This window comes from Candidatus Frackibacter sp. WG13 (assembly GCF_900114655.1).
GTDB lineage: Bacteria > Bacillota > Halanaerobiia > Halobacteroidales > Acetohalobiaceae > Frackibacter.
Genome location: NZ_FOTT01000020.1, coordinates 1 through 13037 on the forward strand (window position 1 = coordinate 1; position 13037 = coordinate 13037).

The 13037-nt window shown below is 33.3% G+C and carries 13 protein-coding genes; 12 read left to right on the top strand and 1 reads right to left on the bottom strand.

The features are described 5' to 3' along the window. The 5 genes from BM077_RS10275 to BM077_RS10295 form a co-directional block, all read left to right on the top strand. Window positions 1-635 (top strand): formate--tetrahydrofolate ligase (locus BM077_RS10275; protein WP_143079001.1); only part of this gene is annotated, 635 nt, incomplete at its 5' end. A gap of 310 nt (window positions 636-945) precedes the next feature. After that, entirely contained in the window at window positions 946-1761 is an 816-nt protein-coding gene (locus tag BM077_RS10280) for a sigma-70 family RNA polymerase sigma factor (RefSeq protein WP_089750026.1), read from the top strand. Further along, window positions 1761-2156: a DUF2721 domain-containing protein gene (locus tag BM077_RS10285; RefSeq protein ID WP_089750028.1), complete on the top strand. Its 396-nt coding sequence runs from the start codon at window positions 1761-1763 to the stop codon at window positions 2154-2156. Before BM077_RS10280 ends, BM077_RS10285 begins: the two co-directional genes overlap by 1 nt. 10 nt (window positions 2157-2166) lie before the next feature. Continuing rightward, the gene (locus tag BM077_RS10290; protein ID WP_089750143.1) at window positions 2167-2610 is read left to right on the top strand and encodes a DUF2721 domain-containing protein; all 444 of its coding nucleotides are present in this window, start codon (window positions 2167-2169) and stop codon (window positions 2608-2610) included. 29 nt (window positions 2611-2639) lie between these two features. Then, entirely contained in the window at window positions 2640-3437 is a 798-nt protein-coding gene (locus BM077_RS10295) for a hypothetical protein (protein ID WP_089750031.1), read from the top strand. Between the two features lie 78 nt (window positions 3438-3515). Here the strand turns inward: BM077_RS10295 and BM077_RS10300 are convergent, their stop codons facing one another. Continuing rightward, window positions 3516-4532, bottom strand: a complete 1017-nt coding sequence (locus BM077_RS10300) for an HD domain-containing phosphohydrolase (protein WP_218124682.1) — start codon at window positions 4530-4532, stop codon at window positions 3516-3518. A 272-nt stretch (window positions 4533-4804) separates the two neighbouring features. On the opposite strand from BM077_RS10300, the gene BM077_RS10305 reads away from it, so the two are divergent. The 7 genes from BM077_RS10305 (at window position 4805) to BM077_RS10340 (ending at window position 13019) form a co-directional block, all read left to right on the top strand. Next, window positions 4805-6022 (top strand): CdaR family transcriptional regulator, encoded by a 1218-nt coding sequence (locus tag BM077_RS10305; RefSeq protein WP_176941699.1) that lies wholly within the window; start codon window positions 4805-4807, stop codon window positions 6020-6022. A gap of 179 nt (window positions 6023-6201) precedes the next feature. Then, complete coding sequence (locus BM077_RS10310; RefSeq protein WP_089750035.1) at window positions 6202-7335, top strand: glycerate kinase family protein; 1134 nt, start codon at window positions 6202-6204, stop codon at window positions 7333-7335. A gap of 73 nt (window positions 7336-7408) precedes the next feature. Further along, a complete protein-coding gene (locus BM077_RS10315) occupies window positions 7409-8743 on the top strand; it encodes a GntP family permease (RefSeq protein ID WP_089750037.1) in 1335 nt (444 codons plus the stop codon). Between the two features lie 163 nt (window positions 8744-8906). After that, the gene (locus BM077_RS10320) at window positions 8907-9647 is read left to right on the top strand and encodes an HAD family hydrolase (RefSeq protein ID WP_255361620.1); all 741 of its coding nucleotides are present in this window, start codon (window positions 8907-8909) and stop codon (window positions 9645-9647) included. Window positions 9648-9889: 242 nt separating this feature from the next. Next, the gene (locus BM077_RS10325; RefSeq protein ID WP_089750039.1) at window positions 9890-11473 is read left to right on the top strand and encodes a DEAD/DEAH box helicase; all 1584 of its coding nucleotides are present in this window, start codon (window positions 9890-9892) and stop codon (window positions 11471-11473) included. 179 nt (window positions 11474-11652) lie between these two features. Then, on the top strand, window positions 11653-11856 hold the full coding sequence (locus tag BM077_RS10330) for a cold-shock protein (protein WP_089750041.1): 204 nt from the start codon (window positions 11653-11655) through the stop codon (window positions 11854-11856). Window positions 11857-12299: 443 nt separating this feature from the next. Further along, window positions 12300-13019: a DeoD-type purine-nucleoside phosphorylase gene (locus BM077_RS10340; RefSeq protein WP_089750045.1), complete on the top strand. Its 720-nt coding sequence runs from the start codon at window positions 12300-12302 to the stop codon at window positions 13017-13019. Window positions 13020-13037 lie beyond the last annotated feature (18 nt).

Consider the following 13037-nt stretch of genomic DNA (forward strand, 5'->3'; position numbering starts at 1 on the left):
AAGAGAATGTAGAAGCAATAGAAGCAGGGTTTGAAAACTTAGCAAAGCATATCGAAAACATTACTGAGAACTTCAACTTACCTGCAGTAGTAGCTATTAATAGATTCCCTACTGATACAGAAGCAGAGCTTGACAAGATTAGAGAGCTTTGCGAAGCAAAAGGTGTTAACGTAGCATTATCTGAAATCTGGGCAAAAGGTGGCGAAGGTGGTCAAGAATTAGCTGAGAAAGTACTAGCAGCTATGGAAGAAGGAAACGATGACTTCGATCAGTTATATCCACTAGATATGCCTATCGATGAAAAGATCGAAACTATCGCTACAAAGATCTATGGTGCTGACGGCGTAGTATTCACTGACGAAGCTAAGAAGGATATCGAGAAGTTAACTGCACAAGGCTTCGATAATATGCCAATTTGTATGGCTAAGACTCAGTCTTCTATCTCTGACGATCCAACTAAGAAAGGTCGACCAACTGACTTTGAAGTTACAGTTAGAGAGATTAATGTTTCAGCGGGAGCAGGTTTCTTAGTAGCATTAACAGGTGCAGTAATGACAATGCCTGGTTTACCTAAGGTTCCATCAGCTGAAGAGATCGATGTTGATGCAGATGGTAATATCAGCGGCTTATTCTAAATTATAAGCTAAAGTAAAAAACTTAGTTTAATTATAAAGCACCTAGAGTTTAGATATATAAGCTCTAGGTGCTTTTTTTATCTAAAACACATCAAGAAAACTCCATCTGAATTGAGGTGTTTTTGTTCTTTGTCTCTTTGATATGAGCATAATTACATAAATTTACAAAAGGACTTTGGGTTAAAATCTAGAATTAAGTAATGTTAGACAACAGAAAGAATATAGTAATATTCTTGACGATTGAATTTTAGGTAGGCTTCAGAAGGAATTAATGACTTAATAATTTATGGATGATAAAGGAGGCCTAATGATGGGAATTAAGCAGTATTACCAAGAGATAGGACATGATATTCTTTCAAGAGAAGAAGAGGTTAAGCTGGCTCGAAGAGCTCAAAATGGAGATGAAGAGGCAAAGACACAACTTATCGAGCATAACTTACGATTAGTAGTTGATATAGCTAAGAAGTATCGAGGTAAAGGGATGGAATTACAGGATTTGATTCAAGAAGGTAATTTAGGACTTATGAAAGCAATTGATAAGTTCGATCCTGAGAAAGGTTATAAGTTTAGCACTTATGCCACTTGGTGGATAAGGCAGCGGATCACTAGGTCCTTACCAGAAGCGAAGACTATTAGAGTACCGGTGCATATTTGGGAGAAGACAACTAAAGTCTTTAAGGTAAAAGAACGGCTTTATAATGAATTAAATAGAGAACCTACTATTGAAGAGATTGCAGAAGAATTAAGAATTGATGCAGAAAAAGTTGAAGAGATTATTAAGATATCATCAGAACAGAATTTGGCTTCACTAAATAATTTAGTAGGAGAAGACAAGAATACGGAATTAGGTGAGTTAATAGTTGATGATAATGTTGAAGATCCAGTAAAAGGAGTTAGTAACCAGTTTTTAAAAGAAGATTTAGAGGAAGTTTTGGCTGAATTAACAGAAAGAGAAGCAGAAATAATTAGATTACGGTTCGGATTAAAAGATAACTGGTCAAGAACATTACAAGAAGTTGCGGATAGATTTAAATTAAGTAGAGAACGAATTAGACAGATTCAGCAGAAAGCATTAAAGAGATTACAACATCCTTCTCGTAGTAAAGTATTAAGAGGATATATATAATGCATATTGTTTCCAAAATAACAACTCCTGCGTTTCTTTTTTCTACTATTTCACTATTAATGTCTGCTTATGGTGCAAGATTTACAAAGATTTGTCAAGTAGCTAGGAATTTATCTTCAGAAATAAGAGATACTGATCTTCCTAAAAAGAAAAACTTTAAAAAGCAACTATTAATTTTTACCAAAAGACTAGGATATATTAGATATTTACAGTTGTTTGCAGTTGTTTCATTATTCTTTTCAACATTATCAATGTTTTTCTTATTATTTGGCAAAATTGATTTTGGTAATATTACTTTTATATTGGCAGTTCTTTTTTTCTTAGTTTCACTTGTAACATCATTAATTGAAATTTACTATTCTATGAAAGCTCTAGATATAAACTTGGAGATATGAGGTGATTCTAATGGAGTTAAATCTTACTACCCCCGCTCTTATTTTTTCTACCATTTCATTATTACTATTAGCATATACTAATAGATTTTTAGGCTTGGCTGACCTGATAAGGACTCTTCATGATAAAGCAAAAGAAAAAGGAGAGAAGGATAGTATTATATCTCCACAGTTAGCTTCATTGAAAAAAAGAGTCAAGCTTATTAGAAATATGCAGTTTCTAGCTATTTTAGCATTGTTCTTTTGTGTTTTTTCGATGTTTCTGTTATTCTTTAATAAAAGTACAGCAGGAGAAGTTGTTTTTGCTATCGGGCTTGGACTTTTAATGCTTTCGTTAATTCTTTCAGCTATTGAAATAAATATATCGGTTCATGCCTTAAATATTCAGCTTAGTGAAAGTGTTGATGGTGAGCCTTTAATTGATGATAATATAAAAGAAAAAGAAGTAGTAAGTTAATCTTTATTAAATTTAGAAGGGAGACGATTATGGGCTTGTTTGATTTTGTAAAGGGTTTAATTAAGAAACAAGAAGGGAATAGCTATAACGATGAAAGCAAAGATAATAAATATGAAGGATTAAATATAAAAGAATTATATTTAAAAGGGAAAGGCCATTGGCTAGATGGTGAATTTGAAGAGGCTTTAGAGTATTTTAAATGGGGAATTAATGAGCAAGACCAACAGGACCCTTATAGTTATGCTTGTTTAGCTATGTATTATTATCAAATAGCTTCTGCAGGTAGTGAACGTGGAGAAGCAGAGGAGTATAATAAAGTAGTTAGTTGGGCTGGATCTCATGTTAGAGAGAGTTCAAAATCTGATATGTTAGCATTATACTGTTTAGGAGATGTAGCGGCCAAACTCGGTACAGCAGAAGAGTCAATTTCAGAAATTAATCCTCTTTATAAATCCTTGTATCGGTATTTAGGTTTACTACTTTATAATTATATTAGTAGTTCTCAAAAAGAATTAACTGAAAAGATAGATGAATTTGAAGAGGTACCTATCTTTGAAAAGCAAATGTCTTTAATGAATAGTGAACAGCGTATGGCTAAAAGTTTATCAGAATCGCAAAAAGAAGAGCTTATTCAGATTAAAAAAGGCAACTTAACAGAGGGTGGTTTAATCGAACATCTTGTATTAGATATTCATAATTATCCTAAGAGTGAATTTAAACAATTACAAAAGAGTATTATGAATCAAAATAATGTTTTACTACCGATGGTTCTCTTCTGTAGTCTAGTTTCAGAGGCTAGATTAAAAGGAAGCAAAGGTCTGCAGTAAACAGCTAATATAAATTTGATTTATAAGAACCCAGAGTGTTTTTACTCTGGGTTTTAACTATTGGTAGTGATAAAAATATTAATTTATAACTCCTTTGTCATGAAGCATCAAAAATATTTCTCCTAATTCCGGGTCAAACTGAGTTCCTAAATTAGAATTAATCTCTTTAAGTGCAGTCCTAGGAGTTAATGCGTTACGATAAGGACGGTCAGTAGTCATAGCATCATAACTGTCAGCAATGGCTAATATTCTAGCTCCTATAGGAATTTCATCTTCTTTTAGACCATCCGGATAACCTCGTCCATCGTACCTTTCGTGATGATGTCTTATTACTTTCTTCATAGGTTTAGGTTTTATAGATTTAGGTTTTAAGATAGGTGCTAATATATCTTCTCCTAGAATAGGGTGTTCTTTTATGTAATTAAACTCTTCTTCGTTTAACTTACCTGGTTTATTAAGAATAGATTCAGGAATGCCAACCTTTCCAATATCGTGAAATTGACTTGCTAATTCAATAGTATCTATTTGAGGTGATACATCACAACTGTATTGAGCAATCTTTCGACTGATATCTGCTACTCGGGTAGAATGGCCTTCGGTATATTTATCTTTTGCTTCTAGAGTCTTGATTAGACTATCTAATGAAGAAAAGAATAATTCTTGTAATTCAGCTCTTAATCGGTCAGCCTCTTCTTCAAAATGTTTTAAGTGTGATAATCTTTTTTCTTCAAGCTTCCTCTGTTCTGTAATATCTTTCGAGATTAGCATGGAACCTAAATAGGAGTCATTATTATTTTTGATAGGAATATAATTAGTTTCGTAGTATTTGTCATTTCGTTTATCGATTGTCATTCGGTTAGAATTCTTTGGGTCTTCTTCTCTTAAGGCTTTTAAAGAACGGGCTACGACTTCTTTAATTTTTTGAGGATGACAGGAAAGCACATTATTACCTTGAATTATTTGAGCTGATCTTCCTCTAATCCCTTCTGCCATCTGATTCATAAATATGATTTCATTTCTTTGATTAAGTATAATTATTCCATAGGGCATCTGTTGATAAGCTAATTTTAGCATCCTAGTATCTTCATTTGGCATGGATTTAACACCTCAAGTTTTGATTTTCTATAAAAATCATACTGTACCAATTATACGTTATGATTCAATAAAATGATATGATAGATATCATATTTAAAAGGCGGAGTTATTGATGAGAATTAATTAATATATTAATGGGAAATTATTATTAGTGGTTAGTAGACAATTACTTAGTGAACACTTTATAATATTTATAGAGAAAGGTAAGGTTGAGGTCAAGGCTAAGGCTAAGTGAAGTACTTATTAATAATTTTACATAGGAGATGATCATAATGAAAATTAAAGATAATTCTACAGAGATTAATTTAACGCCACATCTTGCTCAGACTATTGTGGATAGAACTATGCAAATTCTAGAGAGAAATATAAACATTATGGATGAGGAAGGGGTTATTATTGGTAGTGGTAATGAAGATAGAATTAATACTCTCCATGAGGGTGCTAGACAAGTAATAGTCGAAGGGCAGAAGTTAAATATTTCTAAACTGGAAGCAGAGGAGTTGAAAGGGGTTAAGCCAGGTATTAATCTACCTATTCATTTTAATGGTAATGTCATAGGAGTAGTGGGTATTACAGGGGTTCCGGCTGAGGTAGAGAAGTATGGTGGGTTAGTTAAGATGACAGCTGAATTAATGTTACAACAAGCTTTTTACTTACAAAGGTTACAATTAGCGGAACAAGCTGAAGAGCATTTTATTAAGGAACTTCTGAATAGAGATTTAGATTCTAAAGATAACGTAATGTATTCTAGAGCAGAGGCATTAGGATATAATATTAATCAACAATTTTGGGTTTCGATTTTAGAAGTAACTAATCTATGGGATGAATTATTAAGAAGGTCTAATGGAAAAAATGAAACCGAGTTACACCAGTATATAAAGAGGATCAAGGAAGAGATTGAAACTTTCTTCATTGCTAAGTTAACTAAAAGAGTCTTTCACTTAAGTGGAGAAAGATTTGTGATTATCAATTATGAGCAAGAGCAAATGGAGAGAGGGATAGAAGAGATATTAAAAAACAAAGTAGAATTGGTAGCTAGATTAAAGAATAAATTTAATTTTAATTGTAAGATTGGTGTTGGTGGGGTAAGAAAAGGATTGATTGGAATTAAAGAATCATTTGCAGAAGGTGTAGAAGCAGTGAATTTGGGTAAAAGATTCTATCCTTCTAAAGATATCTACCATATTGAAGATTTAAAGTTAGAAAGAATGGTTAAAGAGTTACCTAACCAGATAAGAGAATATTTTGCTAATATCCTGCCATTAGATAATCAGTTTCGAGATAGTTTAGAAGCTTATTTTTCTAATAATCTCAATATAAGTGAGACTGCTAGAACTCTTCATTTGCATCGCAATTCAGTAATATATAGATTAGAGAAAATAAAAGAAAGTACTGGTTTAGATCCTAAAAAATTTGATGACGCTGTTTCCCTTAAATTGATGCTGTTATGTCAAATATTTAGAGGAAAAAAGAAAGATGAGTTTAATTAATGACTGTTTACACAAAATTTGTGCAAAGTGTTCAAATTATAATAAAGATATAACTAAAAAGCTGTATAGTTTGCTAATTGAACTTGTTGATAATAAGAGTTACAATAATATTAAGAAAATAAAAACTATTGATAAGAAATAAATAATAGAAGATACTTATTCTAGAGGAGATGAAAAGGATGAGGCTATTAATTGCACCAGATTCTTTTAAGGGAAGTTTAACAGCTTTAGAAGTGGCTGAAAGCTTAGGAAGAGGCTTACAACGGGCCGACACGGAGTTTGAAATAGAGAAATTACCAATGGCTGATGGCGGTGAAGGGACAGTTAGGTCTTTGGTAGATGCCACTGATGGGGAGTTGATTAGTAAGGAAGTAACCGGACCATTAGGAGATGGAGTTGAAGCTTTCTTTGGCATATTAGGAGATGGCAATACTGCAGTAATTGAGATGGCAGCAGCTTCTGGTCTACCTTTGGTGCCAGAGGGGAAGAGAAACCCAGCTAAAACTACTACCTATGGGACAGGCGAGTTGATTAAGGCTGCTTTAGATGAAGGGTGTACGAAGCTAATTATTGGAATTGGTGGTAGTGCTACTAACGATTGCGGGGTAGGCATGGCCCAAGCTTTGGGCGGCAAGTTTTTAGATAAGAATGGTAAAGATGTTGGTTTTGGCGGTGGTGAGCTAGAGGCTATTCAAAAGATTGATTTGAATGGACTAGATTCTCGGATTGAAGAAGTAGAGATTCAGGTGGCTTGTGATGTAGATAACCCTCTTTATGGTAAAAACGGTGCCGCCTATATTTATGGTCCTCAAAAAGGAGCGACACCTGAAGTAGTAAAAGAGTTGGATGAAGGTCTAAGAAGTATTGCTCAAGTAATTAAAGATGATTTAAGTAAAGATGTAAATAGTATACCTGGGGCTGGTGCTGCCGGAGGATTAGGAGCAGGCTTAACTGCTTTTTTAGGAGCAGATTTGAAACCTGGGATTGATATTGTGATTGAGACTAGTAAGATTGAAGATAAGATTCGAGAAGTTGATATTGTTATTACTGGCGAAGGCATGATAGACTCGCAAACTATATTTGGCAAGACACCAATAGGTGTTGCTCGCGTGGCTAAGAAGTATGATTTACCAGTAATCGGAGTGGCTGGTAGTCTAGGAGATGGTGCTAATAAAGTTTATGAAGAGGGAATAGATACTTTATTCTCTATAGTTGATAAACCAATGGATTTAGAAGTAGCTATGGAACAAGCACAAAGGTTGTTAGAAAGACTAGGTGAAAATTTAGGGAGATTTTTGAATTTGTCCTATTAATCAAGGAGGTGACTTAGCGAAAGAAAATGGGGTTTAATTAATTGAAAGATAATAAAAAAAGGAGGAGTTAATTATGGTACAAGGACCATTATTATTAGTAATTTTGGCTGCAGCAATTGCATTTATAGTTCTTATGACTGCTAGGGTAAAGATGCATGCATTCTTAGTATTACTTTTATCAGCTTTTGGTGTAGGAATATTATCAGGAATGGATTCTTTAAAAGTAATTAAGACAGTGACCGATGGTTTTGGAGGAATATTAAGTTATATAGGAATAGTAATTATTGCTGGAACTATTATAGGAACTTTATTGGAAAAATCACGTGGGACTTTAACTATGGCTAATACTGTTTTGAAAATAGTAGGTAAGACAAAATCTGCTTTAGCTATGTCGATAACTGGAGCTATTGTCTCTATTCCGGTCTTTTGTGATAGTGGATTTGTAATTCTATCATCTTTGAATAAATCATTAGCTAAGAAGACTAAAGTTTCGATGGCGACTATGGCTGTGGCTTTATCGGCTGGTTTATATGCAACTCATACTTTAATTCCACCAACGCCTGGTCCAATTGCAGCTGCTGGGACTTTAGGTGCTGACTTAGGATATGTAATCTTATTTGGATTAATTGTTGCTATACCAACAATTGGAGCTGGCTACTTATGGGCTACAAAGTTTGCTTCTAACTACTATATAGAAGCAGATATTGAGGTAGAAGAAGCTGGAGATGAAGGTGATTTACCAAGTACATTCGATGCATTTGCTCCAATTATGGTGCCTATTATTTTAATTACTTTGAAATCGATTGCTGACTTCCCGACTCATCCTTTTGGAACAGGTGGAGTTAAGACATTCTTCGATTTCTTTGGTGATCCAACAGTTGCCTTAATACTTGGTATCTTCTTAGGATTCCGATTATTACCTAATTTAAGTGAAGAATACATTAATGGTTGGGTTGGCGAAGGATTAAAGAATGCAGCTTCTATCATTATGATTACAGGAGCTGGAGGAGCTTTTGGTGCAATCTTAAAGGCTACTCCAATCGGTGACTATTTAGGGACGACTCTATCTGGATATCATTTAGGAATCTTCTTGCCGTTTATTATTGCAGCAGCTTTAAAGACAGCGCAAGGTTCTTCTACTGTAGCTTTAATTACTACTGCTTCTTTAGTAAGTCCTATCTTGGCACAGTTAGGATTGGATAGTGAGTTAGCTAAAGCATTAGTAGTATTAGCAACAGGGGCTGGAGCAATGACTATCTCTCACGCTAATGATAGTTATTTCTGGGTGGTAAGTCAGTTCTCTGATCTTGACACCTCTACTGCCTATAAGACTCATTCGATGGGAACTCTTGTCCAAGGAATAACTGCGATTGTTACTGTATTTGTTCTGTCACTCATATTTATTTAAAGTTGAATAGAGGAGTAAGGGCCCAGGAAATCTGGGTCCTTTTTATTTAAGCTTGGATGGAGGAAATTTTAATTTTATGTAGAACGGAGTTAAGTAAGGCTAAAATAGATTAGTAAACATAAAATTATTTAACAAGCAAAATTAAGAGAGGAAGGTGTAAAGATTGGGTTTGCACGATAAAAAAACTATTCTATTTGACTTAGATGGGACTTTGTTACCGGTCGATTTTGATAAGCTTTTAGAAGACTACTTTAAGGCTTTAACAAAGGAGTTTATTGATTTGGCTACTCCGAATAGATTTATTGATATATTGATGAAAGCTACTGATGACATGATTAATAATGATGGTAAACAGACGAATCAAAAAATATTTATGGACTCTTTTTTTTCATTAATGGAAATAGAAGGTGAAAAAAGGGAAGAAATAATGAAGAGGTTTGATCTGTTCTATGAAGAGAAATTTCCTCTTCTAAGTAGGGGTTTATGTATAGATAAGACTTCGATTCGAATAGTTAAGTTACTAAAAGACGCAGAATATCAGTTAGTTATAGCTACTAATCCTCTGTTTCCTCGCGCTGCTATCTTAGAAAGGATGGAGTGGGCAGGATTAGATCCTAATAATTTTGATCTAATAACTAGTTATGAGAATATGCATTACTGTAAACCTAACGTGAAATATTATCAAGAGATACTAGATAAGTTAGACATTACTCCTGATGACTGTATAATGCTCGGTAATAATATGCAAGAAGATATGGTAGCTAGTGAATTAGGAATAGAAACTTTTTTAATAGAGGACTTTTTAATTGATGAAGAGAATAACAAGAGATTTGAGCCTAACTGGCGGGGAAGTCTAAATGAATTTGTCCTATATTTAGAAGAGAAATTAAAAAATATCTCTTAATTTAAAGTATGGATTAGTAAGAATAAGATATATTTTTAATCATTATTAAAGACCTGTGTAGAAGCAGGTCTTTAAAATTATGTAGCTTGATTTAAGTTTAATTTAATATTAATATACATATTATAAATATAAGCAATTCACACTAAGTTATATAGTAAAGATATGAATTTATATTGGTAATTTTAAGCAAACTATGTTATAGTAAAGAAGGTTATTAATTAAAAAGGAAGTGGAAATTATATATGCAAAAGAAGAAATTTGAAGATTTAAATCTATCTAAAGAAATTAATAAAGCAGTCGAAGATATGGGATTTGAAGAAGCAACTCCCATTCAAGCACAAGCAATTCCTCACATATTAAAAGGGGAAGATGTAATAGGACAAGCACAGACCGGGACAGGAAAAACAGCTGCTTTTGGAATTCCAATTTTAGAGAAGGTAGATAGTGATAATAAAAGCGTACAGGCTTTAGTTTTATGTCCTACTAGAGAATTGGCTATTCAAGTATCTGAAGAGATAGGAAGGTTGGCAAAATATAAGAGAAAGATTAAAACTTTACCAGTCTATGGTGGCCAATCAATTAGGCGTCAAATTAAGGCATTAAAAAAGGGAGTTCAGATTGTAATTGGGACTCCAGGCCGAACAATGGATCATATGAGGAGAGGAACTTTAAAGATTGATAATTTAAAGATGGCTATTTTGGATGAAGCCGATGAAATGTTAAATATGGGTTTTAGAGATGATATAGAGACAATTTTAAGAGGAATTAAAGGCAAGAGACAGACTATTTTCTTCTCTGCTACTATGCCGCAGTCTATTTTAAAATTAAGAAAGAAGTATCAGAATAATCCAGAGATAGTTAAGGTAGTACATAAAAAACTGACAGTACCAAATATTGAACAGGCATACTTTGAGGTTAAAAGAAGAAACAAATTAGAAGTTCTATCGAGACTAATTGATATCTATAACCCTAAATTATCAATTATCTTTTGTAATACAAGAAAACAAGTAGATGAACTTACTATTCAACTGCAAGCAAGAGGTTACTTCGTAGATGGGATTCACGGTGGATTGAATCAGTCGCAGCGGGATAGAGTTATGAACAAATTTAAGAATGGTACTATTGAGACTCTAGTAGCAACTGATGTAGCAGCCAGAGGGATCGATGTTGATGATGTAGAAGCTGTCTTTAATTATGATATTCCTCAGGATTTAGAGTATTATGTACATAGAATTGGAAGAACAGGTCGTGTCGGAAGACAAGGCTATGCTTTTACTTTCGTAGTAGGCAAAGAGATCTATCAATTAAAGAAGATAGAAAAGTATGCTAAGACTAAAATAAAACGACGACAGGTACCTTCAGCTAGTGATGTAGAAGAGAGTAAGATGGAACTACTTTTAGATGAAGTGTCTGAAATTATAGAAAGTGATAATTTATCTAAGGAGAATAAGTTAATTGAAGGACTGATAGAAGAGGATTATGTCTCTGTTGATATTGCTGCAGCATTATTGAAATTAGTAATGGAAAGAGAGAATAGAGAAGGTTCGGAAGAAATAGAGAACTTTGGAGATACAGGAGCAGAACCAGGAATGGTTAGATTATTTATAAATATAGGAAAGAAACAGAAAATCAGTCCAGGAGATGTTGTAGGAGCAATTGCTGGAGAAACTAGTATTCCTGGTGACCTAGTTGGTCTTATTGATATTTATAATAAATTTACTTTTGTAGAAGTTCCTCGAGAGTATGCTAAAGAAGTACTACAGATTATGAAGGATAATAGAATTAAAGGGAAAAATATTGATATTGAATTAGCTAATCCCAAATAGATAGGAGACAATACTACCTGTTTAGAGTTTAATATTAAGTAAAATTCAAGTAAAAAAGCAAATAATTTAGATAAAAAGGATAAAACCATTGACAAATATAAGTTTATGTGTTATTCTTTAGAAGGCTGATAAAAAATTAGTTGTCAGTTGATTTTTAAATTATTAGGAGGAATTATTTAATGAAAAAACAAGGTAATGTTAAGTGGTTTGACGGACAAAAAGGCTATGGATTTATTGAGCAAGCAGAAGGAGACGACGTATTTGTACACTTCTCTGCAATTCAAGAAGAAGGATTTAAGAATTTAGAAGAGGGTGAAGCGGTAGAATTTGAAGTTGTTGAAGGAGACCGTGGACCTCAAGCTGAAAATGTCGTTAAACTATAATTAACATAGATTTCGATATTTTAGCCTCGGATTTTTCCGAGGCTTTTTATTTTTTTATTGTAAAAAAGATTGATATTACTAAAGATGAAACCTTTGTAGTTTATTGTAAAACTGTGGGCGTGCTTCTTTTTTGAGGGCATGCTCATTTGTTTTTTGGTATTAAAATGTTTAAAAAAAGGTAATAGATTAAAAAATAATAATAACATTATAGATAGAATGGAGATAAAGTTTACAAATGCAGTTGTTGAAGGTAATGGGGCTAGAGTAGGCATTCTTCAAAATGCATTTAAAATTATTAGTGGTGCACTATTTGACAATAATAAAGAAATATATTAAAATTAAGTTAAATGTCAGACGACTAACGAATTATGTAGATTAATATGATGTTTTATAATATTATTCAAAAAATTAGGAAGGATAAAAAGTAAAAGGAGGAATTGATAATGCCGATTCATATTGAAGCAGAAGCAGATCAAGTAGCAGATATTGTATTGTTACCTGGAAATCCAGAAAGAGCTACATATATGGCTGAAAAGTTTTTAGATGAGCCTAAGGTATATACAGATTATCGAAAGATGTATGGCTATACAGGAACTTTTAATGGAGTAGAAGTATCAATTCAGACTACTGGTATGGGGGTTCCATCCACGGCGATTATTTTAGAGGAATTACACATGTTAGGGGCTAAAACATTAATCCGAGTAGGAACTTGTGGTGCTTTAAATGAAGGTTTAGAAGCAGCAGATCTATTAATTGGTCAATCAGCTGCTAGTGTGGGTACTACAATTAATAACTTAGCTGATGATATTACTTTATCGCCACCAGCTGATTTTGAATTAATTAATAACTTATACCAAAGTGCGGTTGAATTAGAGATGCCGGTCCATGTAGGCCAGATTGTAACTTCTGATTATTTTTATGGTAAGGATGATACCTATACGGAAGGATTAAAGAAATTAGCTGAATATGGTGTCTTAGGAGTGGAGATGGAGACAGCAGCTTTATATAATATTGCTGCTAAATATGGCTTGAGAGCTGCAACAGTACTCACTGTTTCGGATCATGTTTTTAGTCAAGTACGAGCTGATAAAGATAAGATTAAGCAAGGTGTAGACAGAATGACTGAGATGGTATTAGATACAGTAACTAAGTTATATAGTTAGAATACAAAGGAGGCTTGA

What these genes read in the sequence shown, in the direction of transcription:
- BM077_RS10280 (WP_089750026.1), top strand. Translation starts at nt 946, where the DNA reads ATGGGAATTAAGCAGTATTACCAAGAGATAGGACATGATATTCTTTCA.
- BM077_RS10285 (WP_089750028.1), top strand. Translation starts at nt 1,761, where the DNA reads ATGCATATTGTTTCCAAAATAACAACTCCTGCGTTTCTTTTTTCTACT.
- BM077_RS10290 (WP_089750143.1), top strand. Translation starts at nt 2,167, where the DNA reads ATGGAGTTAAATCTTACTACCCCCGCTCTTATTTTTTCTACCATTTCA.
- BM077_RS10295 (WP_089750031.1), top strand. Translation starts at nt 2,640, where the DNA reads ATGGGCTTGTTTGATTTTGTAAAGGGTTTAATTAAGAAACAAGAAGGG.
- BM077_RS10300 (WP_218124682.1), bottom strand. Translation starts at nt 4,532, where the DNA reads ATGCCAAATGAAGATACTAGGATGCTAAAATTAGCTTATCAACAGATG.
- BM077_RS10305 (WP_176941699.1), top strand. Translation starts at nt 4,805, where the DNA reads ATGAAAATTAAAGATAATTCTACAGAGATTAATTTAACGCCACATCTT.
- BM077_RS10310 (WP_089750035.1), top strand. Translation starts at nt 6,202, where the DNA reads ATGAGGCTATTAATTGCACCAGATTCTTTTAAGGGAAGTTTAACAGCT.
- BM077_RS10315 (WP_089750037.1), top strand. Translation starts at nt 7,409, where the DNA reads ATGGTACAAGGACCATTATTATTAGTAATTTTGGCTGCAGCAATTGCA.
- BM077_RS10325 (WP_089750039.1), top strand. Translation starts at nt 9,890, where the DNA reads ATGCAAAAGAAGAAATTTGAAGATTTAAATCTATCTAAAGAAATTAAT.
- BM077_RS10330 (WP_089750041.1), top strand. Translation starts at nt 11,653, where the DNA reads ATGAAAAAACAAGGTAATGTTAAGTGGTTTGACGGACAAAAAGGCTAT.
- BM077_RS10340 (WP_089750045.1), top strand. Translation starts at nt 12,300, where the DNA reads ATGCCGATTCATATTGAAGCAGAAGCAGATCAAGTAGCAGATATTGTA.